The organism is Exiguobacterium sp. UBA5002 (genome assembly GCF_002396765.1).
Taxonomy (GTDB): domain Bacteria; phylum Bacillota; class Bacilli; order Exiguobacteriales; family Exiguobacteriaceae; genus Exiguobacterium_A.
Genome location: NZ_DGYQ01000024.1, coordinates 39,684 through 65,869, shown reverse-complemented (window position 1 = coordinate 65,869; position 26,186 = coordinate 39,684). Strand labels below are relative to the sequence as shown.

Here is a 26,186-nt window from a genome sequence, read left to right as displayed (position 1 = left end):
TCATTTTGTCTCTAAAATTATGCTTGCGCTGAAAACGAATTCATCTTAGAGTTAAGTTTAGAATCAGACGTCTGACGTCTTAATGAAGGAGAGTTTTACGTGGGAAATGTCAGTTTGTTATTTGGGGGCGTCGCGCTCTTTTTAAATAGTTTGACCTTGTTCGGAAAAGTCGATCTCCGTAGCGCGGGTGTCTTCAGTCTCATCACCGGTTTATTGCAGACGTTCATCGCAACCTATCTCGTCATCGGTGCCGCTGGCGATCCAGCGTTGACGTTCGGATACGCGAGCATCTATCTGTTTGCCTTTACGTACGTTTACGTCGGGATCACGTTCTTGTTTAATCTCGACGGGAGCGGGGTCGGTTGGTTTTCCTTGTTCGTTGCGATTGCCGCCTTGTTTTATGCGTTCGTCAGTTTCACGACGAATGACATCATCGGTGGTGTGACGTGGTTGTTCTGGGCGTTGCTCTGGAGCCTGTTCTTTCTCGGAATGGGAATGAATCGCCCGATTGATGCAATCACTGCCCGTGTCGCCCTCGTCTTGAGCTGGTTGACATTAATCGTACCGGCACTGATCGGGCTTCGATTCGGCTACTTCAGTTCAGCGTATCAATGGTTATGGAGCGGTGCTGCCCTTCTGACTACCGTCTATTTCCTCTATACGATGATGAAATTCTCGATGCTTCGGACGATCCGGTCGTCGTGATACGCTCATCGATTCATCAAAAAAATATGTCCATTTTCGGTTATGAATCGGAGATGGACATCTTTTTTTGTTTTATTTGTAGTATACGTCAAACGAAAAGCAAAATAATTTGTTCGCTCGACATCGCTTCCTAGGGAAAAACAAGCAAGAGCGACCCTGCAGCGAAGCGAAGCGGCACGATGCTTGTCCCAGGAAAACGATGCGAGACGAACAAAGCATACGCTCGTTCTTGCCTCATGTCATTCCAATGCTTCCTTTAGTTGAGCTTGAACTTCTTTCAACGACTTATCCGTCGGATGCCAGTAGTAGATTCCGTCCGATTCGATTCCCCCTTTCCCGTCGAGTGATAAGGTCTCGACATTTCGTAAGGCATCCCGGTAATCCGTCGCGACGGTCCGGGCAACGGAAAATGGTACGTTCGTCTTGACGTTTTTCCCGAGTGCGTCGAGGACAGCATTGAAGCGACGAATCGAGAAGTCCTCCGTCATCTTATCGGTGACCGCCTGAACGACTTGCCGTTGACGGATCTGTCGTCCAAAGTCACCGCGTGGATCATCATAGCGCATCCGCGCATAGGCAAGTGCTTCTTTCCCGTTCAGCGACAGTTCCCCTTTTGGAAATTGCATCTCATAATATGAGAAATTGATATCGTTCTCGACGGTGACACCATCGACGGCATTAACGAGATCCGTGAACCCTTCTAAATTGATTTCTGCGAAATAGTCGAGTCGGATATCCAGCAGATGACTAACCGTGTCGAGTGCCATCTGTGGACCACCGAAGGCATACGCATGATTGATCTTATCGTTCGATCCATTGCCGATGATTTCTGTTTTCAAATCACGCGGGATACTGATCATTTGGCTCTTATTCGTCTTCGGATCAATCGTTACGACGATGATCGTATCACTGCGTCCTGTCTCATTTTTTCGTTGATCGACGCCGAGTAATAAAAAGGAGAGCCCTTTTTTCTGTTCGACGGCTTTCTCTGTCTCGACGCTCGCCTTGACTGGCACTTGGACTTGAACTTCTTTCATCGTCTGGCTCGCTTTATGGTACACATACCCGCCTGAACCGAAGAGAAGGAGCAGGCATATCCCCGTCAGTGTCAACACGATCCATTTCCACTTCTTCATCATCCATTCCCCTTTTCTTCGATCTGAATTCAGGACGGTCTCTGCGCTTCAAGTACGAGCAACGCATTGCGCCAGCTACCGAACAAAGCGGTGATGACGCCGATGCTTGGCGCATCACGTCCGATGCTGAACCGTTGGTAACTTGCGATCGTCAGATGTTCCGTTTCTTTTGCAGCTGCGGCGAGCACGTCGAGTACCTCCTCTTCCCGCCAGCGTTTTCGCGGAAATTCGATGCCGATGATTTCAAGGGCGTTTGACCAAGAGCCGTACCGGCGAGCAATCGTTGCGACGGTCGGACGATTTTGACCAGCCGCCCACTTCGTGTAGGTCTGGCTCGTCAAGACCGGCAAGGCACCTTGCGCTTCAAGTAATGACTCGATGATCCGTTGTTCCATTTCCTGGATGCGTTCCTTTAAGATATCCGCTTCTGACAATGCCTGCTGCCACGAGTTGAATTGATGGACGATATCCGTCAGGCTAGGTGCTTGCTTTTGTTGCGCCCATTCGCGGTACGTCGCGCTCGTGAAAGGATCGAGTTCCTCCCGTGCCTGACGCAAGGCGTCAATGATTTCCGATTTCGTGAACGTCAAGCGGGCTTGTCCGATGCCAGCTCGTTCCAAGGCGATCTGCCACGACCCAAACAGCATCAGGATTTCCGCGACGCTTGGATGAGTGGTGTTCAATTGCCAGCGGAAATAGGTATTGGCCGTCAATTCATTCTTCCCGTTCGCAGCGAGACGGAGTGCGTGAATCGCTTCCTCCATATCGCGCATGACGATGTCCCCTTCCCATATATTCATGACTGGACGTTCCGGCGTACGTTCGTCTGTAAGGTATGACGAACGTTTCGGATGACGACGGCTTGTTCGGTGAACGTCATTTGTGAAGCAGACGGAAGGCAGATACCGTCTTCAAACAATCGACGGCTGACGTCAACCCCTTCTGCTGTGACGAATGGTACGTCGCGATAGACGGGTTGTAAGTGCATCGGTTTCCAGACCGGGCGAGACTCGGCATTCGCTTGTTGCAGTGTCTGAATCATCGCATCGCGTTGCGCTTGACCACCCGGTAAAAGAAAGGCACTGAGCCAGCGGTTGGCGAACGTTCCAGGCTGCTCGACTTGCGACGTGACGCCGTCCGGGGCAAAGGCACGGTCGTAGCGATCAAAAATTTTCCGCCGTGCATCGACGCGTTGATCGAGAACCTCAAGCTGTCCCCGTCCGATCCCAGCAGCGACGTTGCTCATCCGGTAGTTGTAGCCGACTTCCGTATGCTCGTAATGGAGGACCGGTTGTCTCGCCTGTGTCCCGAGATAGAAGGCACGTTCGATCAAGACTGGATCATTTGCGACGAGCATTCCACCACCTGACGTCGTGATGATCTTGTTGCCGTTGAAGGAGTAGATTCCGAACGTCCCGAATGTCCCCGTCATCCGCCCGTTGACGCGTGTTCCAAGTGACTCTGCCGCGTCTTCGATCAACGGAACATCGTACTCTTCACAGAGCGCAGCGATCTCCTCGATTTGTGCCGCGACTCCGTATAGATGAACGACGATGACGGCTTTCGGAAGTTTTCCTCGCGTTGCCGCCTGGATCAACGCGCGTCGGAGTGCGACGGGTGACATGTTCCATGTCTCCTCTTCCGAATCGATCAGGACAGGACGAGCACCGACGTAACGAATCGGATTCGTCGAAGCGATGAACGTCAAGGACTGACAGAAGACGTCATCCCCCGTCGTGACACCAAGCGTCGCGAGTGCCAAGTGAATGGCTGCCGTACCACTGCTCGTCGCAAGCATTGCGCGAGCTCCCGTGCAGGCTTGCATCTCTCGTTCGAAGGCGTCGACGTTCGGTCCAAGCGGTGCGACCCAGTTCGTCTCGAGTGCTTCCGTGACGTAACGTGCTTCTTGACCACTTAAGTGCGGGATGGAGAGCGGGATGTGTTTCATGATGTTTCCTCCCTTCGAGGTGACAGCTGACGGAGCGGCGTCCGGTAGATCGGGAACCACTGTCCTGTCTCGATTTCCGGATGTTGTTGTTTGATATGTCGCGCGAGCCGGTCATAAATCGTCGGATCAAGAATCGATGTCCCGAGTCCAAAAAATGTTCGATTCGCTTCACCAAAGGATCGTTTGTAGGCGAGTAAGCTATCTGCATCGAATCGTGTCGTTCCGCCACCGAGATGTAACGCTTGAAGACCAGCTTGTTTTGCCCAGCGAATCATCTCCGCGAATAATAGATGATTCGGGCGAAGCGACAAGTAGGCAGGATCTGAAGCACCGAGATGATAATGTGCGAACTGGCGACCCGTCAGGACGATGCACCCAGCGATGATCCGCCCCGCTTGTTCGGCAAGCAACAGGACATTTTTGATCCGTCCTTCAGCGAAGTGATCGAAGTAGGTCTGATCAAAGTAATACCGCGCATCGGCTTGATGTTTATCCATCGTCATCTGATAGAGACGGGCGAAGTCGCAGTACTCTTCCGGACGTCCGAGGCGAATCGTGACGCCTTCGCGGCGTGCTTTCCGGATGTTACGTCGCGTCATTTGCGAGAATCCACCTTCGATTGTCTCGAACGGATCCGTCAGCTCAAGTGTCACCGTCGGCTGCAAGATATCCGTTTGATGGCACCAGTGTTGACCGAGTTCCTGATTGTGTAGCAAAGGGTGGAAACGAACCGTCTCGGTGACGATTCCGGTTTCACGACAGTACTGTTCGAATCGCGCGCGGGCTTCGCGAATCTGATCAAGTGACCAGATACCCATGAAATAAGGACCACCATAGCCGTACGGCGTCGTGATGTCCTCAAAGCGTGTGCCTGGAATCGGTCGCCGCAAGTACGGATAGATCAACGTCCCAAACTCCGTCGGATAATAAAATAATTCAGGAATCTCATCGGGCCCCTTCGCAAGTTCGAAGTAAGCATGTTCGTAATAACAATCGAGTTGATAGGTCGCGACGAGTGCGTCCCATTCGCGTGGATCCCGAATCAACCGTTCATCGCTTAGCGACATCATGGGGAACACCTCCGTCGAGACCCTTGAACTCACCCATGCCGGTCTGGTGAGCCGTCGAGTTCCCTTCTGACGAGATGACCATTTTGAACGTCTTGAATAGGATGTAGAGATCCAGTCGGAATGTATGATTGGCTGCATACCATTGATCTTGCTCGAGGCGTTGCTGCCACGTCGTTGCGTTGCGACCGTGAATCTGTGCCCAGCCTGTCAGACCAGGTAAGACATCGTGTCGTGCCATCTGCTCCTTCGTATAATGGTTCAGATAGCTGACGAGTAACGGACGCGGTCCGACGAAACTCATCTGTCCGCGGAGGATGTTTAAGAACTGCGGGATCTCATCAAGGCTTAAGCGACGAATCCACTCGAGCGATGCCGGAATCCGGTCCGCATCCGGAAGGAGTTTCCCTTCGGCATCCGTTTCATTCGTCATTGTGCGGAACTTATAGATCTTGAACAATTCTCCCTTATAACCAGGGCGGACTTGATTGAAGAAGATCGGTCGTCCAAGCTTCGTGTAGATGACTAAGGCGACGACGGCGTAGACAGGAATCAAGATGAGGATGGCGATCAGACTAACCGTGAAGTCGAATGTGCGTTTCATGATGACGTCCTCCTTTTACATAGCTGAAAAGAGATCAAGTTGTCGTTTGATGACGTCGGCTTCGTTGAAATGTTTCATGGCACGGTCAAATCCATTCCGTCCCATCTCGTTGGCACGGTCAGGATGTTCGACGAGTGTATTCATCCGTTTGGCGAGCTTCGCGATGTCGTGGACTTCAACGAGATACCCCGTTTTCCCCTCGACGACCTCTTCGCGGCAGCCGCGGATGTTTGTTGCAATGACGGGCTTTGCGCTCGCCATCGCTTCGATGATCGAACGTGGGACGCCTTCGCGATGCGATGGTAAGACGAAGGCATCGACTTGTTGAAACAAGCTCGGTACGTCTTCGACGAACCCAAGGTAATCGACATTCGGAATCTCGCGAATCCGTCGTAAGAATAAGTGTTTCGTCGTCTGATCCCGCTCGCTTGCCATCATCTCACCAGCGATGACGAGACGGGCTTCCGGGTGGCGATAGACGACGTCCTCGAACGCATCGAGCAGTTCGAGAATCCCCTTTTCTTCGACGATCCGACCGATGAAGAGGAACGTAAACGGCGCTCCGGCTTCACGTGGTCGTGGGTAGAAGCGGGTCAAGTCAATCCCATTTCCAAGGTGCATCAGGCGGGTATTCGCCTTAAAGCGTTTGCGCTGAGCGAGTTGATAATCTTCTTCGCTCTGGAGGAGAAGGTAATCGGTCGCGAAACGAGCTAGCCACTTTTCAACGGAATACGTCAGCTGGTACGTCACCCGCCCCATCTTCTCGTGGAAGTAAAAGCCGTGTGCCGTGTAGACGATATGCTTCGTTCCGGCCCGTTTTGCGGCGACGCGTCCGAGGGCGGCAGCGACTGGTGTGTGGACATGGACGGCGTCGTAGCCGTCCTCCTTCAAGATTCGTGTGATTTCTTGGATCGTCCGCCAGTTACTTGTCCAGTCGATCCGGCGCTCGATCGGGATGTCGTGCATCCGGAATCCCTTTGCAGCGAGTTTCACCGAGGCACCGGTGTCGGCACAAGCAATGCCGACGTCGTGCCCGGCGTTTTGTAAAGCGAGTAAGAGCGGCTGTAACATCGTCTCTGCCGTCGTATCAAGGGCACAGACCTGAAGAATTTTTAAAGGCGCCATACGTGGACCCCCTCTGGCTGTTCTGACCGTGGCAACATGCCTTTGATGTCGACGACGATTCCGCGTCCGACCTTCAGTAAGTGTTGCGCTAGATTCCAACCGCCTTCGACGTATTCTTCGTGTGAGACGGCGAAGATGACGACGTCGGCTGGTTTGAGTTCGCTCATCTCGAGCAAGTCGATGCCGTACTCGCGTTTCGCCTCACTCTTTTCGACGAGTCGATCCGTCACTTGGACGTCAATGCCGAACTCTTCGATTTCGCGGACGAGGTTCGCGACTTTCGAGTTCCGGATATCGCTGACGTTCTCCTTGAATGATAAGCCGAGGATCGTGACACGAGCACCGAGGACCGGCATGTTCTGTTTAATCAGGTTCTTGACGAGCGCTGTTGCGATGAAGCGTCCCATCGTATCGTTGATCCGGCGTCCGGCGAGGATGACTTCCGGGTGATAGCCGAGCGACTCGGCTTTCATCGTTAGATAGAATGGATCGACGCCGATACAGTGACCACCGACGAGACCCGGGCGGAACGGAAGGAAGTTCCATTTCGTACCGGCTGCTTCGAGGACTTCGAGCGTATCAATGTCCATCCGGTCGAAAATGATTGCCAGTTCGTTCATCAAGGCGATGTTGAGGTCGCGCTGTGTGTTTTCGATGATTTTTGCGGCTTCTGCAACCTTGATCGACGAAGCCCGGTGGACACCGGCTTCGACGACCGCTTCGTAAACTTCCGCGACGATATCGAGTGTCTGTTCATCCTGAGCCGAGACGATTTTTTTGATCGTCTTGAACGTGTGCTCGTGGTCACCCGGATTGATCCGCTCCGGTGAGTAGCCGACGAAGAAGTCGACACCGGCGCGTAAGCCCGATGTTTCTTCAAGGACCGGGATACAATCTTCTTCCGTCGCTCCTGGGTAGACCGTCGACTCATAGACAACGATATCGCCTTTATTGAGCTGGCGACCAACGAGGTGTGAGGCCCGTAAGAGTGGCGTTAAATCCGGTTGATTCTGCGCATTGATTGGTGTCGGAACGGCGATGATGATGAAGTCACTCGCTTGCAGTGCTGATGGATCCGAGACGTAGTCGACGGTTGCGTTCTTCAACGTGAACGGACTCAGTTCGAGTGTCGCGTCGATCCCTTCTTGCAGTTCTTGAACGCGTTGTTCCTTGATGTCAAAGCCGACAACGGCTGTTTTTTCGCCGAAGGCGACAGCGACGGGAAGACCGACGTATCCGAGTCCAACGACGGCAATCGAACGGTTGGCAATGGGAAGTGAACCAGTTTGGGCTGCTGTCGTATCTACGATGTGTTTGACTGCCTTGTTCATGGTGGGTTCCTCCTATTTCATCGACTGTTTGACGATCAACGTTTTTCCGTTCGGCTCTTGTTTGACTTGTTCGACTGGTTCAAGAACGATTTTTATCTCGGATCCGAGTAACTTGCGCATCTCGTTTAAAAGGATCTGTTCGTGTTTCGGATGGAAACGTTTTGCATCTGGAATATACCGAAGTGTCACGTGATTCAACGCGTGCTGCTCGACTTGGAGTCGTAAGACCGAATTCGGTAGTTCACGGGCAATCGTCGTGATATCCCCTTCGAACACCTTGCCCCGCTTTTCGCTGACGATATAACTCGTTCCCCGTCCATCGATCGAAGCGATGACCGGTCCGTTTAGTCCACAGCTACATGTCTCGTCACTGAGCGTCATCCGGTCACCGATCCGGTAACGAATCAGCGGTGTCCCGCGTGTCGTAAAACACGTGACGACGACCTCGCCATCCTCTCCATACGGTTCGATGATGCCCGTCTCGTGGTGCAGATGTAGTTTTCGATGACTGCATTCCGAGATGATTGGTGCGCCTTCTGAGGAACCGTATTGATCGAAAACTGGAACGCCGAACGCTTCCTCAAGGATGGAGCGCATCTCCTCCGTCACCGTTTCCGATGTCGGGAAGATGGCAATCAGCGGGCTCTCCAGTCGAATGTGATGCTTTAGCATATAGCGGGCGATTTCGACCATCGCCGTCGGTGTGCCGTCGAGCGCTCGTGGCTGGAAGCGATTCAGCTCCTCGATATAAGCGGGAAAGTTCTCTTCCTTCATGTGAAAGATAGAAAGCAATAACTGATTGAGTGGTCGGTTCATCCGCCAGAAGATTGGTTTCTTTTGATCGACGGCCGTCAGTGTCCGACCGGTGAAGCTCGCTCGGCGCATCCCGGCATGAAAACCGTGACGTTCCTTGAAGTAGTCGAGATGCGCCATCCGTTCCTGGACGTCCTCGCGCATGAACGCGACTTGGAGCGACTTTCCGCTCGTTCCGCCCGTCCGTCCTCGAACTGGTGCATCGACGCGGGACATGAACGCATCGTTGTTTTGGCGAAGCGTCTCTTTTTCAAGGATCGGAATCGTCTTCAGCTGCTCGAGTGACGTCAACGGTAACTGGATGTCATGTTGGTAAAAGAGTTGTGTGTAGTACGGTGTATGCGTCACGACGAAAGCGAGGAAGGCATTCAGGCGATCGAGTTGTTCCGCTTTATAATCCTGCGTCCGATCCTTCATTCGAAGTTCTTTCATCTTCTGTTCATAGAAGGGACCGTATCGTTCTTGCATCAACTTGCGACCGTATAACGATGTCAGCCAATTTTGGATGAAGATCGGAGAGCGGTAGTAGAATTCCTCTTTAAGCGCCATCTTGGATTTCCCCCTTCAGCAAGTAGTGACTCTCGTACCAGTCGATGAATGCGTTGACGCCGGCTTCGACCGTCGTCTGTGGTCGGTACCCAATCGTCTCGAACAGTGAGGAGACGTCAGCGAAACTTTCCGGAACATCACCCGGTTGGAGCGGCATCCCGTTCTTGATCGCGGTCTTACCGAGGCGTCGTTCAATCAAGGCGACGAATTCATTTAAGCGAATCGGGCTATGGCTACCGATGTTGTAGACGCGATACGGGACGTTGCTGCGATCCGGTAAGGGATTCGAGGCATCGAACGCTTCGTCGACTTCCGGTTCAGTCTGGAACAGGCGATAGATGCTTTCGATGATGTCGTCGACGTAAGTGAAGTCCCGTCCCATCTCACCGTAGTTGTAGAGATCAATCGGTTCGCCCTTCGCAATTGCCTCCGTGAACTTGAACAATGCCATATCCGGGCGTCCCCACGGACCGTAGACGCTGAAGAAGCGAAGTCCTGTCGTCTTGATCCCGTAGAGACTACTGTAGGTGTGAGCCATCAGTTCATTCGCTTTCTTTGAGGCGGCGTAAAGACTTAGCGGATGATCGACGGCATCCGTCGTCGCGAACGGCATCTTCGTATTCGATCCGTAGACGGAACTTGAGGAAGCGTAAATCAGTTGTTCGACTGGGTAATGCCGACACGCTTCTAGAATCGAGAGAAAGCCGACGATGTTGGATGTCATGTAGACGTCCGGTCGATCGATGCTGTACCGTACGCCTGCTTGTGCTGCGAGATGCAGAACGAGATCGATCGATTCCTGTTCGAAAATCTGCGCGACGGCTGCCGTCTCTTCGAGTGAGACCCGGTAAAACGTGTAGTTCGTTCCGAGTTCAGCGAGCCGTGCTTCTTTTAACGTCGGGTCGTAATAGTCGTTCACTTCATCGAGTCCGATAACCCGGTAACCCTCCCGGATGAAACGACGTGCGGCGTGAAATCCAATGAAGCCTGCGATACCTGTAATTAAGATCGTTTTATTCGGCACGGTGTTCGACCTCCTCGAAGTAGTGGCGCGCTTGCCAGCGCATGTAGTGAACGGATGTGTAGACGATGAGTAACATCGGGAACAACTTATACCGGTGTCGGATGGCCGTTCCGACATTGCCGGTTCCAAGACCGAAGATGACGGCGTTAAGCGCAAAGAGAAGGAAAAAGAAGAAGAGGACGCTGCCGAACGGATGCTGACGAATCAGTTTGAACGACCGAATGATGGCAAAACAACCGATGAAGTAGAAGATGGCGTCGAGGAAGAAAATCAGGATGTTCATGACACTCGACCACTGCCACGGGAATGGTGAGAACAAGAAGTAGATCATCCGGATCGGTGAGTAGAGAATCATGTCGCCTGGACCTGTCACCGTCAATCCGTTCAAGTAAGCGGAGCCGCCACGGTCATAGCTCATCCCGCTGAACAACTGTCCGTTTTCCGATACGTGAGTGAACTTCGCGAACAAGACGTCTTGGAAGCTGTAGACGATGAAGCCGACGACGAGTACTTGGAAAATCAGTCGCTGTACCTTCGTCGGTTCAAAGTCCATGCGTCGTGTCTCATGGCTATAAAACGAGAAGTAGACGAGTAAGACGACGATTCCAACGGCAAGACCGGAGTGGAACATCGTACTGACGAAGTAGCCGAGATACGCGAGCGTCATATACCATCCGGACTTCTTTTCCGTCCAGCGCACCATGTAGTAGAGTGTGTAGACGATGCCAAGGGCGACGATCTGGTCACGCAAGAGAATCGGTGAGAGCAACAATCCTTGTGGGAAGAACGCGAAGATCAGTGTTGCTGCGAACACGTAGCGTTCCGGTAAGCGTAACCGTTGCAGCGTCTTCGCTAGGATGACGACAGCGACGACACCAAGGATGACGTTCAAGAACTGAGCGAGAATCCGTTCCGGACCGAACATCAGGTAGAAGATTCCGAGAAACTTGGAATAGGTGCCGCGAACGACATCAGTGAATGTCGACGGATCAGTAAAGATTTGGACACCTTCGAGATGAAAGGCTTCCGTGTCGTCACCACTGTGTGGCGGTAAGCGGAACAGCTCGAGATCGATGAACATCAGGACCAATCGGACGAAGAAAGCGGTGATGAAAACGAGAAAGAGTGGCGTCGTCTCTGCCTGACGGAGCAGATAATACAGAAACAACACCGAGTTGATGAGCAGCAAGGTGGTCACGTAGGTGTCCGGGAAGAGCGACCGGGCGAATTGACAAGCAAGCGCTTCGAGAACGATGAGTAGTAGGATTGGTCGCATCTTCTTCCCTCCTTAACTGCTTTGTTCGACGACGAGCGTGACGTCCCGTGTATATAAGGACCGATACAGTGCTGGTAACAGCAGGACGATCTGAGTGACGGCGCAGAGGGTGTAAGCGATCGTCGCACCGTAGAGACCATACAGCGGAATCAACAGGCTACAGGCGATGAGATTGACGACGACACTGCCGAAGATCGAGATCGTCTGGATCCGGAACTGCTGGAAGCCGGTCAAGAGTGCCTGAATGACGGTCGAGTTGTAGAAAAAGAGTGAGGCGACCATCATCAAGACGAAAATTAGATGATATTGAACGAACGACGCGTTATAGAAAATCGTCAAGCCCCACTTACCAAAGAAGATTGCTCCGATGATCAACAGGATCCCGACGACGTTCGTCATCAGTAACATCGAACGGGTCAGCTTGCGCAGTTCCGGTAAACTTTGGCGTTCACCCGTCTCAGACGAGAAGTTCGGTAGCAAGACGGCAATCAAGGAGTGGATGAACAGACTGCCAAGTACGAGTAGATAGGCGATGCTGGCGTAATAACCGAGCTCTTCCGTTCCGATTGCGTGACCGATGAACAATCGTGGGATGTTTGCGTTCAAGGCGATCAGGAGAGCGACGAATCCGAGTGGCATCGCCTTAAGGAACAGCTCCTTACCTGATCGGTATCGTAAGTCGAGTGCTTGATTGTCAAAGCCGCGACCGACGCGGCGAATCGTCGGTAAGTCGTATGCGAGTAGCATGATCAAGTTTCCGGCGATCAAGGCGAGTACGAATCCATGAATCGAATGGGTCGTAAAGAGGACGAGTGCTGCGCCCGAGACGTTCAAGAGACTCCGGAAGATTTTCGAGACGGCGACTTCCTTGAAAGCAGTGTGTCCTTGCAAGAAACCATAAGCGAGATCAGCGAATGACTCCATGTATTTATTGAGGTAGACGAGCAGTGTCAGGAGTAAGATATCCGCTTCACCGAAGAAATAATAGACACCAAGGAGGACGAACACACCTGCCGAGAGGAGTGAAAAACGAGTCTTGATGAAGAGCCAGAAGTTCGTCAGACCAGCCCGTTCTGCCGTCAGGATCGTACTGGCGTTCAGCCAACAGAACATGACGATCGGTGCGGTGATGGCAAGGGCGTAGTTGAAATAACCGATGTTGAGCGGTGTACTCCATTTGATCAGGAGCGTCAAAATCATCCATTGATGGAGCGAATACGCCGTATCGGCAATGAAGATGAGATTGAAGCGGGACAGCCGGGCCGTTTTCATCGTTCTCCCTCCTCTCTATTTGCGAGCGATCCGCATCGTCGGTGCGACCGGGTCGGCATCGGTTTCGTTCGTGACGTCTAACAAATACTGGCGGAGTACCTCGTCCTGACCGAGCGCTTGGGCGATCTCACGCAAGTACGGATCGACGGAGCCGAAGGGGCGTGTCTTTCCGACGAGGATTTTATCGAAGACGAGTTCGTCATGCACCTCATCACGAGCGAGCAGTTCCTCGTAGAGTTTCTCCCCTTTTCGAATCCCGCTGTAGACGATCGGGATCTGTTCTTCCGTAAATCCACTCAAGTGAATCAAGTTTTTCGCAAGTGTCGTGATGGGAACCGGTTCCCCCATATCGAGGACGAACACTTCGCCACCTTTTGCGAGGACACTCGCTTGAATGACGAGACGACTGGCTTCCGGGATCGTCATGAAGTAACGCGTCATCCGGGGATCGGTGATTGTGATCGGTCCGCCTTTCGCGATTTGTTCCTTGAAAAGTGGGATGACGGAACCGCGGCTCCCGAGGACGTTGCCGAACCGGACGACGGCGAACGTCGTTTCGCTATTTCTTGCCATCTGTTGGATGACCATCTCAGCGATTCGTTTCGTTGCCCCCATCACACTCGTCGGGTTGACCGCCTTATCGGTCGAGATCATGACGAAGCGTTTGACTCCAGCCGCTTCTGCTGCTCGAGCGACGTTACGTGTTCCGTAGATATTATTCTTGACGGCTTCGCTCGGATTATCCTCCATCAGTGGGACGTGCTTATGGGCTGCCGCATGATAGACGAGGTCCGGTTCGAAGCGTCGCATGACTTCAAGCATCCGGTCACTGTCCTGTACATCGGCGATGACGGATTCGAACTGGATGTCCTGGCTGAGACACTCGAGTTCCCGGCGAATCAGGTAGATACTGTTTTCACCGTGTCCAAGAAGAACAAGTCGTTCAGGACGAAAACGAATCAGTTGCCTGCAAATTTCGGAACCGATTGATCCACCGGCACCGGTGACAAGGACCGTCGCTCCATGCACACTTCGTTCGATTTCCGTGATATCAAGTTCGACTGGTTCCCGTCCAAGTAAATCAGCGATTGAGACTTCACGGATTTGTTGAATCGAGACCTTACCGGATGCCAGTTCGACGAGCATCGGTAACGTATGCGCTTCGACTTGCGTCTGTTTAATTCGATTCAACAGTTCGATTCGTCGCGGATACGGTAAAGACGGGATTGCGAGGACGATCGCTTCAATCTTTTGTTCCTCGATGATGCATTCAAGTTGCTCGATCGCTCCGATGACAGGGACACCGTGAATTCGCATCCCGCGTAGTTCAAGCGAGTCATCGAGTAAGCCGACGACGTTTAAGATATGCGATTTCTTTTGTTTCAGTTCTTTCGTGATCATCTGTCCGGAAGCTCCGGCACCGATGATTAGCGTCCGTTTGCCGAGCGTCTTATGCTCCGGAACGAGTCTGAGACTACGTCCACGAATCAACAACCGGACGAATAAGATACCGTTCAAGACGAGTCCTGTCTGCAAGAAGATCGCCCGTTCGACCGCAAAGTCGAACAACGCATATTCAAGACCAAGTAAAACGAAACTACTGGCAAGGACGACGACGAGGAGAACGGCGAGATCGCGTAAGCTCGCGTAGCGCCAGATGATTTGATAGAAACGCATCCAATGAGCGACGAAGGTGAGGGCAATCCACTGGATGAGAGCGATTTCGAGGGCATCCTGTAACTCGAAATTGACGGTGAGATGGAGCGGATTAAAAAAGTAGAACGTTACTACGGTTGCGAGTGCGATGACTCCGGCGTCGATCAGGCGAAGGAGTCCGATCTTCAACTGCCGACGGTACGGGGTGAGCGGGGAATGCTGCATGACGGTGTCTCCTCTCCTCTCTCATGAATGACTGCGGGGAATCGCTTTCGGATAACTATCAGTGGATTCGCGTGTCGCTTCTTTTTTGTTTACCGAGCGCGAATAGACGATCAGGAGTCCGAGCATCAGACCAAGGACGCCACCGATGCCTGTATTCATCAGAATGTTCGGTGACACGGGTTTCGTTGGAATCCGTGCGCTCGAGAACACTTCCGTCTTACTCGTGTTGATCAGTTGCGGGAGGTAATCCTGGAAGACTTCCGTCATCGTATTCGCCTGGATAGCTGCCTGCTCCGCTGAACGATCCGTGACGGATAAGGCGATGACTTGCGAATCGAGATTGCTCGAGACCGTCAGACGATCCGTCAAATCGAATAATCGCTTGTCGGTGACGTTCATCTTTTGGGCGACCTGATCGACGACCTCTGGGCTTCGCAAGATATCTTGATAGGTACTGACGAGTGTCGGCGTCGATGTCGCCTCTGCGTTTGCTTGAGGAACGACGAGAATGTAGGCCGTCGCTTCATATGTCTTCGGAATGACATACGTGCTGAGTGCATATCCGGCACCTGCGAAGAGAATCATGAAGAGTGCCAGTAGCCACCAGCCGCGTCGGAGTGTCATCAGATGATCTCCGAAGGTTTTTCTTTGATGCATCGAGCTCACTGTTGTTCACCTCTTTCTAGCTTGACCGAATGGATGGACATTGGTTATGTCTACACCTTATTTCCAATCGAATTCCAAAACAATTAGAGCTTGGTGAAAATGATTATATTTTTTTCGGTAGCTATCTCGCTTGCGTGACGCAAGTTCACAGCAAGAATTCATGTCACAAAAAAAAACGCGATTCACGAAAAAATGATTGCGTTTTTCTTAATATTTTTTCATTGGTCTGCATGATTTTTTAAAAGATGAGGGTAAATACAAATTTGACGATTAAAAAGTATTTGAATCGGTAATAAGTCCTATACGAAGGGTGGATAGTCTTTAGAAATCATGTTAAAATCAGCCAATATACCCACATCGTTTGCCTTATCCATCCTAGTCATTTGGATCATGCTCGATGCTTGGATTCGTCCTCTATCCTTTACGGACGAAGTGTTACCGAAACAGTGGTCACTTTGGTTGCTTCCTGCCTACATCGTTCTGTTCAGCGTCTGTTGGTTCATCTTACGACCGTTCTATCGCGTCAATCGCACAACTGGACATCAAATCGCATTTATTTTTCTGATTTATCTGACATTTCATATCGTATTTTTCTTTTTTAACGCGGATACGGATCGTGTCCTTGCTTCGCTTTACCTCATTTCGACTTGGCTTTTCGTCGGCATCGTCTCTTCGCTCTCACGTACATCGATCGAACAATGGCAACGGCTTTTGTGTCACTTTCTTTATGGACAGGCCGTCTTTCTCGCTTCCTATGCCCTCATCGTCTCATTTGGTTCAGAGTATGTCCCGGTCGAAAACCTGCAATGGCTTCGGATCGGTCCCTTATCGTTTCCACAATTGTACGTCGGGGAACAAGGCTCATTCCTTCGCCTCGCTGGTCTGATGAACAATCCGAATACGTTTGCAGCGTGGCTTGTTCCAGGCGGACTGTTTGCTTGGTTCTATCTACTCAAACAGTTCCCACGTCGGCAAAGTCTTCTGCACGCTGTTTTCTTACTCCTGATCGTCATTGCTTTGCTAAGGAGCGGTTCGCAGACAGGAATCTACTCCTTCGTCCTCCTGGCACTCTTGACGAGTATTCGAATGGTTCCGGGAACGAGACGCCGGATGCGGGTAGCTGCCTGTTACGTGACAGGAAGCCTAATCTTATTTGCCGTCTTCGCATTTCAAGGTCTGCTTCCCCGTTTGCTCAGTCTTAACGGACGATTTACGCTTTGGCAAGCAGGATGGCACGCTTCCGCTGACGCGCTCTGGTTCGGTCACAGGATTGGAAGTGCCCCGCGTGGACTGCAGGAACAACTCGGGGAACGGATTCTTTATACATTTCACAGCACACCGATCACGTTTCTCTATGAATTTGGTCTCATCGGTTGTCTGCTGTACGGTGCAGTCTTTCTGTATCTGTTTTATCGACTGCTTCGCATTCAGACGACGGATCTCGCTTTCCTCGCGCTCTTGCTAGCCAACTGGCTCGGGTTACTCCAATTCACGGAAAGCATTCTCGTCAGACCGAGTGGATTTTATTTCATTTGGCTCAGCCTTCTTGCTTATGCGTCGCTTCGTCGACTTCCACCTCACGACAGTACCCACACCTAGACGCACCTACACGAAAGGGGTATGACATCATGAAGAAATGGACAGAACAACAAGTCATCGATAGCCTGATCGAAGCTAGTATCGAATATCCCTCTCTCGACGCAAAGACATATGCGCGCTGGTCGATCGGAAAAGACATTCCATCGATCACGACAATCATCAATGTATTCGGCTCTTGGCGTGAAGCACTCCAAGCCGCTGGTCTCTCATCGATCCGTCCGTATTTTTCAGATGAAGAGATTCTTACTTTCATCAAGGAAGCATCGACACGTTTACATCCCTTCCATAGTAATAGCTACCGAGAGTGGGCAAAGGCCAAACACGGACCATCCTTGACGCTGATCAACTTACGTTTCGGTTCTTGGTCACGTGCGCTTGAAGAAGCACAGATCGAGATGACACGCTCCATCTCGATGACGGAAGAACGGATCATCACTGCTTTACTTGAAGCTTCCGATGTCCTTCCGCGTTTGACAACACAGACGTATGCGATTTGGGCACAGGAAAATGGACATCCGACAGTCGCGACGATTGCCCGTAAATATGGTTCGTGGGCAGATGCTCTCGCTTGCCTTGACATCGCTCCACCTCGCCGGAAATGGGTCGAAGAAGACGTCCTTGAAGCACTGCGACAGGCACAAGAAGAATTACCTTCTCTCAGCATCATTCATTATCGGAAATGGGCAGAAGGTCGCTCGGTTCCAAGTACCTCGACGATCAACGCCCTCTTCGGCAGCTGGACCTCCGCCGTGCAATGTCTCAAGCGTGCCCGCGTTTCTCTTTCCTAATCCTTCTCTTCCATCTAAAAAGGAGTGACCCGGTACATTACCGGATCACTCCTTTTTCGTGCGTATCATGATTTTTCGATCTGCTCAAGTAGAGATGCCGGCAATAGTGTCACCGTATCGTGCTTCAACAAATAGATGTCTTCCGTATACGCCCCGATTCGTCGAGGATTGCGTTGCCCGTGGAGATTGTTTCGGATCGCTTTCGGAAAATTGACACCACACTCATAGGCATGAAGATATCCCCCACCAAATCGTGGATTGATTTCCGATAAGTAGAGCGTTCCGTCCACATCGAACAGATCAAAATCTAGTGGACCGACGAGATGAGTTCCCGCTAAGACCTGCTCAATCAATTCAAAGACGTCGTTGCGTTTGACGGAGCGACTCTTATCCGTTTCTCCTGCGCGCATGACGAGTTTCTCCTTAATGAAGATATCCGTCACTTCATGCGTCAGCCAATCGACATACACATCAACGCCAAGCTCTTGTCCTCTTAAGTATTCCTGAATTAATAAATTCGGATGGACAGCGAACAATCCTTCGACGACCTGAAGGGAGGAGACGGTTTGGACATGAAGACTAGCACTGCCGTTACGTGGTTTTACGAAGACTGGAAACGCGACTTCCCCTTGCGCAAGCGCATTTTTAAATGTGTCGAGCGTCGCATATGTTCGTGCATGGGCAATCCCTTCCGTGACACAATACGTATACATAGCGTATTTATCAAAGCATAACTGGCACGCATCCATCGGTGAGACAAGGACCGTGACACCGATCGCTTCAAATCGTTCTGTTGCCGCTGCGAGCAACTCCAATTCGGGATCGATCAATGACAACAGCACCGTTACGCCTTCCCGCTGACACAACTTCAGTAGATGATCGATATACTCCGGTGCGTCGATGCGCGGAACAAGATGATGACGTTCCGTCATATAAAGACCCGGTGCGAGTGGATTACAATCCGCAGTACTGACGTGACCGTCCGACATCTCACGGACGAAATACTCGACTAGCTTCGTCCGGCGACCTACGCTCGTCATCAACAAATGGGAAGTCTTCATAGGGCAGTCTCCTTCGTTAAAAGTGATGCCTTTTCTTTTCGTGCCAGAAAGAAACACTTCCTGCTTGGCGTCATACTTTTTTCCTATAGATGAGTAAATAACATCCGATTCCAATCAAGGCGCCGGTTCCATCGAGTAAGACATCTTGGATGAGACCCGTCCGGTCCCCTGTCAAGATTTGATGGAATTCATCAAAGACAGCGATGGTGATTGCTAATGAGTAAGCGAATAAGACGGCAAGACCCGGTGTCAAACGACGACGCGTCAAATCAATCAATCCGATACCTAATACAAGAAACGTCGAGACGTGCGCTGCTTTACGAATGAAAAATTCAATGAATCCACTGCGTCCGAGTGCCGCTACACTGACTTCTCCATGATATGAGAAGGAGATGAATCGCAGATGATCGACGAATCCTAATGGGATATAGCGAGATAGACCGGGTTTGATCGATTGCACTTGATACGGCATCGAACTTGAGATGAAGAGGATCAATAGAACGGCAAGGACGACGTAGCCGGACCACGTGATTTTTTTCATGAAGACACTCCTTTTTTAATATCACTTTAGAATAGCATGGACCTCAAAAAAATGGCGGATTCTTTCTAAAATTCAATTTCTAGTTTAACCCATTTCATTCTTTTAGTTTCCTTGAAAAACGATATTTTACATTTCACAGGTTTCTTTTATAATGAAAGTGGTTAATTAGTACTATACACGATGACCTGAAGAATAGGAGTGGAGTGCCATGAATCGTGCACTAGGTAAAAAAATCATGCAATTGCGCAAACAACACAAGTATACTCAAAAGTTTTTAGCTGAACGGTGTGGGGAAACAGCAACGGACATCTCCGCTTACGAACGTGGTCAGCGCATGCCCTCTCCTCAAGTCTTGGAACGATTAGCTCTTGCTTTAGACACGACGGTCATTGATCTCATCGATCCGAAGTATGTACAGCATCCTTCGTTGAATGAATTCATGCAACAAGCGCTTGAACCATCACAACCGCTTGATTTGAAACTCATTCTCGAAGACTTACTCGTTCACCTCAGTCTGTCAAAGGAAATCTATTTTGATGGTCGCCTCGTCTCAGCGAACGTCCGAGATGAGATGGCAACGTCCATTGATCAAGCATTAAAGCGGGGTCTCTCTTCTATCGAAGCGTAAAAAAGAGATCAAAACCAGCTGATTTTGATCTCTTTTTTTATTCTGTTTGGACGATATGATCGATGTATAATTGATTGTCGTCATATGTTGCTTCTAATAACTGACGAAAAAACGTATTTTCGCTTGTTTTCTCGGATACGAATATACGTGCGTAATGCTTATGCGCCTGCTCGAGTACGGTGAATTTCAAAGTACGGGCAGGTGAAGAGAAAAACAATTGACGACCAGGATAACCAAAGGCGTCCGTCGCTTTCGATTCTTCTAAGAAATGAAAAGGTTCGTCTGGAAACAAGGTCTCAATGAACGATAGACAACTTTGTTGAAAGGTACTTCCGCTCTGATTTTCCATGATACATCCGGCTCCTCTTTCTTATGGTGTACTTTGAATCATGCAAAGGAAACTACTGTATCTCATTACCCGGTCTTTAGACCTATTCAAACCAATATATTACATATATTTTTCATTTTATTATTACATTATATTTTGCATTTATTGTTTTTCGAACTCTAATACCATCATTGTCTTTCCTTCATATAGAAATTGTCCATGATAACGCGATAATGTTGCAAATTCAAACAGCGTTTTTGGTTCGTATAGATATTCGACCGCATAACTGACTTTTTCCTCTTGTCCGGATTGGAGATAAGCGTTGAACAAGAGACGTTCCCCATCGATGTGATAGCCATAGAAAAGTAATGTCTTTTGAAAGCGTCGTGTCGCAATCGGATGGACAATTGATTTTAGGTGGTCGATGTGATGCAAGGACACGAGCAAGCGTCCTCCCTGTCGTAGCAGTTGACGGATGTTGCGGAAGAACAACAGCAGTTCCCCACGCGTATAACGTAAAATCGTCGTTCCCGGTAAGATGATCCGGTCAAAATACTCAGGTCCGACGACGTCCGTCACGTCATGACTCCAGCCGTAAATCTTATGCTGATACGCCTCCGCGATTTGCTTCGTCCGCGCAGCTTCTGGTTCGATCAAATAAAGATCATACCCCTCGTCCGACAAGAGATTAAATAGGGATGGATCAAACGTTCCGTAAAATAGGATCCGCTCCCCCTTTTGTAGATAGCGTCGATAGAGCATCAACTCATCGACCTCATTTAACTGTTGTGCTTCTTGGTACAATCGACCAAATCGTTCATCTGCCTGTACATGATCGAGCACTTGGACGCGGGAGTAGCTACCTTTACGCAAAAACGGACCAAATAAGACCTCACCCATGATACATCAACTCCTTGTAATGCTGAATCGCTTCCGCATAGTCTGCGCCGAGTCGCTCTGGCAACACGTCGAATTGTTCCTTTTGATCCGCTTCTAAAATCCAGAGGAACGCTTCGTTCGTCTCGAACAGACGTAACGTCGTTCGATCGAACGCAAAACACCCTTCCTCATTTTGAATGCCGATCAATGTTAACGGTCCAATCCGTCCAGACGTCCGGGGTAATTCAAGATCCGAGTAAGGGGTGATGAAACGGCTCGTCCCTTGAAACGACCCTGCCAGTTGATACAACAACGGAAACAACTCCAGTTCCGTTTGCGACGCGAGCGCCTCTGGTTGCGGTTGCTGTTCTCGAAGACATTCAATATCGCTTGAAATATCCGCACTCAACTGAATCGTTTTTTGTCGATCAGCGTAAATCCCTTCCGCAAAAAAGAACAGGCGATGCGAGACGCGTAATCCGCTTACTGTCGCATAATCGAGAATCCCCATCGATTGATCGTTTTGAATGCGCCCCGTTTGCTGCCAGTCTTGTAACCGCTCGGCAAGTGCGTCGCGAGATAAAACTGTCAGCTGTGACGCAAGTGACGGAGATAAACGATCTGAGAACGTCAACAAAATCGGGGTCCGGCTCATCAGTTCGATGATCGGCAGATCGTGCCGCATCGGATGGTCCAAATAGATGACACTATTGATCGTCATCATTTGAAAACTGTCTACTGGAATCCGGTCCAACAATGAGCTGTCCTCGATGTAGACATGACGCAGCGGTTGTGGATGGTGCGGCACGGATGCGGGATAGACACCCGTCATCAACGAAAGGAGAGCATGATGGACAGCCGGAACGGATGCCGAAACCGGTATCTCTTCCTGCGGTAAGAAGAGACCGTTTAGGAAATCCGGTTGACCGAACAGAACCTCCCCGTTCTGCCGGATCAAATGAAACTGGACGTGTAGCATCTCGTGTTGCAAATAGGCAACGAGACGCAACGTACGCTCCCCTTCTCCTTGGAGGACGAAGACGTAGTGCTCATATTCCTGAAAATCCATGTAATCGAGTAAATCATGAAACGTATGCGTATCATAATCAAAGGCATCGATTGAAATACGATGTCTCTCACAAAAAGTTTGCATCGCGGTAGATGGCAAGGAACGTTGTAACCAGCCGTCTTGTTCCGATAAAAGTGATAATCCGATCATGTCCTCTCTCCTTTCTCGTCAAGTGATTGAAAAAAGGGCTTCATTCTCTACGATCCGAATGAAGTCCTTTTTGTGTGTATTAAGCCGATTTAATAGTTGCTTTTGGTTTCGTATTAGTCCGGTCCATTTCCCGATGAGCGAGGGGGGCGACGGAGACGGTAGCAGGATTGAGACACCAAGCGCAAGAAGTCATGTTACGTCGCGTTTCTTTTAAAATGAGTGTCATGGTTGTACCCCTTTCTGAATCAAGTAAGATGGTCGTTGAAACATTGATACGAAATCAAGTAAATCAGTGGTGTCCCGTTCAATTCGCTTCTATAATAGAAATTGGTACCCTGTACCAGTTCAATCTTCACGAAAGGACGAGGAGCCGATGGATCAATTCATGTCACCGCAAATCGGCTTAGCATTACGCCGACTGCGAAAGAAACATAATCTGACACAAAAAGATTTAGCAAACGGAATTTGCAGTCAAGCTGAGATCAGCAAGATCGAGAGTGGTACGCATTCGCCGACAGTCGAATTATTGTATGCTTTATCAAAGCGATTACAAGTTCCATTGTCAGCGTTCTTAGACCCTACAAATCAACAAACGAATTTACGAACGATTGACGAAGAATTACTTTATAAATTTAGAAATCAGGACTTTGAAGGCATTTATAAACAAAGTAAAGTCGCACTATCTAACGCTAATACTTCATTTGAACATTCATTATTATATAAATATTATTTCTTCATTTGCTCGTATCGACTAGGAAAAATCGATTACCGTACATGTATAGTAGAGCTCCAAAATCTATCTAATGAATACTCCACTTCATATTATTCACCAAATATGCTAATTCGAATTAAATCTGCGATTGCGAATCTGTATTCTGAAAATAGAAGTTTTCAATACAGTATCAATGTTTATGAAGAAATATTAAATCTCAACTTTGACAATGATGATTTAATCGTCGATCGAATTAGAATTTCGTATAATTTTTCAAAGATTCTTTTAGAATTTCAAAAACATAATCGAGCACTTACTATAATTGATGAAGCAATTGAAACAAGCTTAAAATTTAAAGATATGTCGTTACTCGGACAATTGTACTCTCAAAGAGCTGCTTGTTTAGATAAATTAGGTGCTCCATCACAAGAAATTATTAGAACATTTGATAAATCATATTTTTTGTTTGAATTATTAGGAATGAAAGAGTATCAAAAAATTATTAAAACGATGAAAGAAGAATATCTAGCCAAATAGCTGTATCAATGTACGAATTTCAATTATGCTCGTTTTACTGCGTACTCAAGTGGAATTCCATCAATAGCCACATCTGTTTTTTGTGAATACTCTAAAGGCAATCCTTTGATCGCTACATCGAAAGCTGGAGCATACTCAAGTGGTAATCCTTTGATCGCTACATTAGTTTCAAGCTGACTAGCAACGCCAGCACCAACAGTAACAGACAATGATAAAGCTGCAATCGCTAAACCTAATTTCTTTTTCAAGTTCATTTAAATAACCTCCTATTATTTTTCGTATGGCTTCGTAACAACATCATATAACCTTAGACCTCCTCTGAATATTCGAATACGAATAATTATGGTATTTTACACATTTTTTTCATTTTCTATTACTTTTGGCTCGGGTCATATGTCCCTAAAAATGAGTTTTTCTTACAAATCATCCATCAATATGTAGAATTTGTGTATGAAAATAGATTTTTCTGAATATTTAACTATGATAAAATTTCGTAACAGACAAAAAGAGAGCTAGTCCAACTCATACGAGTCGAACTAGCTCTCTTTATTTTGATGATTGTCGTAAGGCGATGACATAAAATATACCGAGTATGAGAATCACACCTAGTAGTATCGAACTAATTGTTGTCCGAGTCGACGTATCCGGCATCCATATCCCAAGTCCCAAATTGATTGCTGCGATAATTAGGACGAGCCAAACGATCGTACGTGGTCGCATACCGATCTCCTTCCTGGTCTCCTCTGCCGTCCGATCACCGAATATGCTATGGTGACACTAACAAAGGAGGTTCTGTTCATGAATAGACTTGCAGTGTTTTGTGGTTCTAAAGATGGCGCGCATCCCGTCTTTCGCGAGGCAGCGGGCACACTTGGTCAAGCGCTCGCCGCTCACGGCATCGGACTCGTATACGGCGGTTCCCGCGTTGGAACGATGGGAGCTGTCGCGGATGCTACGCTTACGGCTCAAGGTCAAGCGATCGGTGTCCTCCCCCAATTTCTACAAGAAAAGGAATTAGCACACCCGGGACTGACTGAATTGCATCTCGTCCACTCGATGCACGAGCGAAAAGCAAAGATGTCAGAGCTTGCCGATGGCTTCATTATTCTTCCTGGCGGACCCGGAACGATGAAAGAGTTTTTCGAAGTCTTCACGTGGGCCCAACTCGGTCTGCATGAAAAACCGTGCGGTGTACTCAACATTGATGGGTACTATGACCTCTTGATTGCCCTGTTCGACACGATGGAACGTCAAGGATTCTTGATTCCCGAACACCGAGCGATGCTGATCGTCGAGTCGGATCCGGATCGTCTCTTAGAACGCTTCGCCACATATGAAGCACCACGCGTCAAAACGTATATGGATCGCTCACAAACCTGATGAAAACGGAGTCCTTGACTCCGTTTTTTTTGATTCATTCGCATACTCTTCCGATATTTCTTCTCTCACTTACTAGTTTTCTCCACTCCGTTTCAGGATTCCTACTCTTTTGGCACAAAAAAACCAGATGCACAGAGGCATCTGGTAGAACATTAGAAGAACTTCATGATTGCGTCGCTAAGATTCGTCAAAGACGGTGTCTCGTCAATGACCATCAAACTACCTGCCGCAATCGCGAGTAATCCGAGACCTGATAAAATCCAGCCAGGATGTTTTACGTTGACGTCAGCATCAACGTTTTCTTTTCCGGACCGCGCATTCGCTGCTTGTTCCTTCAAGCGATCGCGACGGTACTGGTGTTGTTCCTCTTTTGACCATTTCTTATATTCTGCGAGGAACTTCTTATATTCCGGTAAGACATCCTTCGTCGTCCCGTCGAGTCGAACTTGACCGTATTCGAGCCAGACGACACGCTCACAGAAACTCTTGATTTGCGAGAGCGAGTGACTGACGAAGATGATCGTCTTGCCTTCGTCCTTGAATTCGTTCATCTTATCGATACAACGGTTATAGAAGGTTTGGTCACCGACCGATAATGCTTCATCGACGATCAAGATGTCGGCATCGACATTGACGGCGATTGCGAAACCAAGTCGTGACTTCATCCCACTCGAGTATTTCTTGATTGGCTGATCAATGAAGTCACCGATATCCGCGAAATCGATGATTCCAGGCATCCGACGTTCGATTTCCGCATCGTCCATCCCAAGCAGGAGACATTTCAAGCGAATGTTCTCGCGTCCTGTCAGCACGTTCTTCAATCCTTGGGACACGGCGATGATCGCGACTTCTCCGTTGATCGCGACGTTTCCTTCGTTCGCGTAGATGATTCCTGAAATCAGATTCGAGAGCGTCGATTTACCCGAACCGTTGATTCCGACGAGACCGACGACTTCTCCTTTTCCGATCTCAAGTGAGATATCGCGTAAAGCTGTAAAGGTTTTAACGCTCTTGCTTTGATTTTTGAACAAGAGCTTGAATTTTTCTTTCGTAGTCGTGACCATGTCGAAGCGTTTCGTGACATGGTCGAGTTTAATCATAGACATGGCGATTTCCT

At 49.3% G+C, this 26,186-nt stretch carries 28 protein-coding genes; 6 read left to right on the top strand and 22 right to left on the bottom strand.

From position 1 onward, the window contains the following. The first annotated feature begins 99 nt into the window (after nt 1-99). A complete protein-coding gene (locus B4C70_RS07030; protein WP_035396083.1) occupies nt 100-705 on the top strand; it encodes an AmiS/UreI family transporter in 606 nt (201 codons plus the stop codon). A gap of 239 nt (nt 706-944) precedes the next feature. On the opposite strand, the gene B4C70_RS07025 is transcribed toward B4C70_RS07030, so the two are convergent. The 13 genes from B4C70_RS07025 to B4C70_RS06965 are packed head-to-tail and all read right to left on the bottom strand — an operon-like array spanning nt 945 to nt 15,355. Then, nucleotides 945-1,841 (bottom strand): LCP family protein, encoded by an 897-nt coding sequence (locus B4C70_RS07025; protein WP_023469389.1) that lies wholly within the window; start codon nt 1,839-1,841, stop codon nt 945-947. 29 nt (nt 1,842-1,870) lie between these two features. After that, on the bottom strand, nt 1,871-2,614 hold the full coding sequence (locus tag B4C70_RS07020; RefSeq protein WP_035396081.1) for a hypothetical protein: 744 nt from the start codon (nt 2,612-2,614) through the stop codon (nt 1,871-1,873). Between the two features lie 23 nt (nt 2,615-2,637). Continuing rightward, nucleotides 2,638-3,789: an aminotransferase class I/II-fold pyridoxal phosphate-dependent enzyme gene (locus B4C70_RS07015; protein ID WP_290777946.1), complete on the bottom strand. Its 1,152-nt coding sequence runs from the start codon at nt 3,787-3,789 to the stop codon at nt 2,638-2,640. Then, the gene (locus B4C70_RS07010) at nt 3,786-4,859 is read right to left on the bottom strand and encodes a lipid II:glycine glycyltransferase FemX (RefSeq protein WP_290777943.1); all 1,074 of its coding nucleotides are present in this window, start codon (nt 4,857-4,859) and stop codon (nt 3,786-3,788) included. The genes B4C70_RS07015 and B4C70_RS07010 overlap by 4 nt, the downstream gene beginning before the upstream one ends. Next, the gene (locus tag B4C70_RS07005) at nt 4,840-5,460 is read right to left on the bottom strand and encodes a sugar transferase (RefSeq protein WP_035396072.1); all 621 of its coding nucleotides are present in this window, start codon (nt 5,458-5,460) and stop codon (nt 4,840-4,842) included. The genes B4C70_RS07010 and B4C70_RS07005 overlap by 20 nt, the downstream gene beginning before the upstream one ends. A gap of 15 nt (nt 5,461-5,475) precedes the next feature. After that, the gene (locus B4C70_RS07000; RefSeq protein WP_035396069.1) at nt 5,476-6,585 is read right to left on the bottom strand and encodes a glycosyltransferase family 4 protein; all 1,110 of its coding nucleotides are present in this window, start codon (nt 6,583-6,585) and stop codon (nt 5,476-5,478) included. Beyond that, entirely contained in the window at nt 6,573-7,916 is a 1,344-nt protein-coding gene (locus B4C70_RS06995) for a nucleotide sugar dehydrogenase (RefSeq protein ID WP_290777937.1), read from the bottom strand. The genes B4C70_RS07000 and B4C70_RS06995 overlap by 13 nt, the downstream gene beginning before the upstream one ends. 12 nt (nt 7,917-7,928) lie before the next feature. Next, the gene (locus B4C70_RS06990; RefSeq protein ID WP_290777934.1) at nt 7,929-9,278 is read right to left on the bottom strand and encodes a phenylacetate--CoA ligase family protein; all 1,350 of its coding nucleotides are present in this window, start codon (nt 9,276-9,278) and stop codon (nt 7,929-7,931) included. Then, the gene (locus B4C70_RS06985) at nt 9,268-10,302 is read right to left on the bottom strand and encodes an NAD-dependent epimerase (RefSeq protein WP_064299322.1); all 1,035 of its coding nucleotides are present in this window, start codon (nt 10,300-10,302) and stop codon (nt 9,268-9,270) included. The genes B4C70_RS06990 and B4C70_RS06985 overlap by 11 nt, the downstream gene beginning before the upstream one ends. Further along, nucleotides 10,292-11,578 (bottom strand): glycosyltransferase family 39 protein, encoded by a 1,287-nt coding sequence (locus tag B4C70_RS06980; RefSeq protein ID WP_290777931.1) that lies wholly within the window; start codon nt 11,576-11,578, stop codon nt 10,292-10,294. The genes B4C70_RS06985 and B4C70_RS06980 overlap by 11 nt, the downstream gene beginning before the upstream one ends. Before the next feature lie 12 nt (nt 11,579-11,590). Further along, nucleotides 11,591-12,850 carry an oligosaccharide flippase family protein gene (locus B4C70_RS06975; protein ID WP_290777928.1) on the bottom strand — a complete coding sequence of 420 codons (1,260 nt, stop codon included), beginning with the start codon at nt 12,848-12,850 and terminating at the stop codon, nt 11,591-11,593. Nucleotides 12,851-12,865: 15 nt separating this feature from the next. Beyond that, nucleotides 12,866-14,731: a polysaccharide biosynthesis protein gene (locus B4C70_RS06970; RefSeq protein WP_290777925.1), complete on the bottom strand. Its 1,866-nt coding sequence runs from the start codon at nt 14,729-14,731 to the stop codon at nt 12,866-12,868. Between the two features lie 21 nt (nt 14,732-14,752). Beyond that, a complete protein-coding gene (locus tag B4C70_RS06965; protein ID WP_290777922.1) occupies nt 14,753-15,355 on the bottom strand; it encodes a YveK family protein in 603 nt (200 codons plus the stop codon). 372 nt (nt 15,356-15,727) lie between these two features. Between B4C70_RS06965 and B4C70_RS06960 the strand changes: the two genes are divergently transcribed. Further along, nucleotides 15,728-16,996 carry an O-antigen ligase family protein gene (locus tag B4C70_RS06960; RefSeq protein WP_290777919.1) on the top strand — a complete coding sequence of 423 codons (1,269 nt, stop codon included), beginning with the start codon at nt 15,728-15,730 and terminating at the stop codon, nt 16,994-16,996. Between the two features lie 29 nt (nt 16,997-17,025). Further along, nucleotides 17,026-17,784 carry a homing endonuclease associated repeat-containing protein gene (locus B4C70_RS06955; RefSeq protein WP_290777916.1) on the top strand — a complete coding sequence of 253 codons (759 nt, stop codon included), beginning with the start codon at nt 17,026-17,028 and terminating at the stop codon, nt 17,782-17,784. Nucleotides 17,785-17,849: 65 nt separating this feature from the next. Here the strand turns inward: B4C70_RS06955 and B4C70_RS06950 are convergent, their stop codons facing one another. Both B4C70_RS06950 and B4C70_RS06945 read right to left on the bottom strand, forming a co-directional pair. Next, nucleotides 17,850-18,845, bottom strand: coding sequence for an ATP-grasp domain-containing protein (locus B4C70_RS06950; protein WP_290777913.1), 996 nt, complete (start codon nt 18,843-18,845; stop codon nt 17,850-17,852). Nucleotides 18,846-18,915: 70 nt separating this feature from the next. Beyond that, nucleotides 18,916-19,386, bottom strand: a complete 471-nt coding sequence (locus tag B4C70_RS06945) for a VanZ family protein (RefSeq protein WP_290777910.1) — start codon at nt 19,384-19,386, stop codon at nt 18,916-18,918. 208 nt (nt 19,387-19,594) lie between these two features. Between B4C70_RS06945 and B4C70_RS06940 the strand changes: the two genes are divergently transcribed. Continuing rightward, a complete protein-coding gene (locus tag B4C70_RS06940) occupies nt 19,595-20,014 on the top strand; it encodes a helix-turn-helix domain-containing protein (protein ID WP_029342640.1) in 420 nt (139 codons plus the stop codon). Between the two features lie 37 nt (nt 20,015-20,051). Here the strand turns inward: B4C70_RS06940 and B4C70_RS06935 are convergent, their stop codons facing one another. From B4C70_RS06935 to B4C70_RS06920, 4 genes are all read right to left on the bottom strand, one after another. Beyond that, entirely contained in the window at nt 20,052-20,363 is a 312-nt protein-coding gene (locus tag B4C70_RS06935; RefSeq protein ID WP_290777906.1) for a hypothetical protein, read from the bottom strand. A 141-nt stretch (nt 20,364-20,504) separates the two neighbouring features. Further along, nucleotides 20,505-21,242 carry a class I SAM-dependent methyltransferase gene (locus tag B4C70_RS06930; protein WP_290777903.1) on the bottom strand — a complete coding sequence of 246 codons (738 nt, stop codon included), beginning with the start codon at nt 21,240-21,242 and terminating at the stop codon, nt 20,505-20,507. Further along, nucleotides 21,235-22,440, bottom strand: coding sequence for a hypothetical protein (locus B4C70_RS06925; protein ID WP_290777900.1), 1,206 nt, complete (start codon nt 22,438-22,440; stop codon nt 21,235-21,237). The genes B4C70_RS06930 and B4C70_RS06925 overlap by 8 nt, the downstream gene beginning before the upstream one ends. Before the next feature lie 79 nt (nt 22,441-22,519). Next, nucleotides 22,520-22,666, bottom strand: coding sequence for a hypothetical protein (locus B4C70_RS06920; protein WP_290756601.1), 147 nt, complete (start codon nt 22,664-22,666; stop codon nt 22,520-22,522). A 147-nt stretch (nt 22,667-22,813) separates the two neighbouring features. On the opposite strand from B4C70_RS06920, the gene B4C70_RS06915 reads away from it, so the two are divergent. Continuing rightward, entirely contained in the window at nt 22,814-23,689 is an 876-nt protein-coding gene (locus tag B4C70_RS06915) for a helix-turn-helix domain-containing protein (protein WP_056063302.1), read from the top strand. A 23-nt stretch (nt 23,690-23,712) separates the two neighbouring features. Here B4C70_RS06915 and B4C70_RS06910 read toward each other — a convergent pair whose 3' ends face one another. Further along, a complete protein-coding gene (locus B4C70_RS06910) occupies nt 23,713-23,943 on the bottom strand; it encodes a hypothetical protein (RefSeq protein ID WP_290777895.1) in 231 nt (76 codons plus the stop codon). Nucleotides 23,944-24,235: 292 nt separating this feature from the next. Beyond that, nucleotides 24,236-24,409: a hypothetical protein gene (locus tag B4C70_RS06905; protein WP_200934380.1), complete on the bottom strand. Its 174-nt coding sequence runs from the start codon at nt 24,407-24,409 to the stop codon at nt 24,236-24,238. Nucleotides 24,410-24,487: 78 nt separating this feature from the next. On the opposite strand from B4C70_RS06905, the gene B4C70_RS06900 reads away from it, so the two are divergent. Further along, nucleotides 24,488-25,069 carry a TIGR00730 family Rossman fold protein gene (locus B4C70_RS06900; RefSeq protein ID WP_290777892.1) on the top strand — a complete coding sequence of 194 codons (582 nt, stop codon included), beginning with the start codon at nt 24,488-24,490 and terminating at the stop codon, nt 25,067-25,069. A gap of 152 nt (nt 25,070-25,221) precedes the next feature. Here the strand turns inward: B4C70_RS06900 and B4C70_RS06895 are convergent, their stop codons facing one another. Then, entirely contained in the window at nt 25,222-26,175 is a 954-nt protein-coding gene (locus tag B4C70_RS06895; RefSeq protein ID WP_035410435.1) for an ABC transporter ATP-binding protein, read from the bottom strand. Nucleotides 26,176-26,186: the final 11 nt, after the last annotated feature.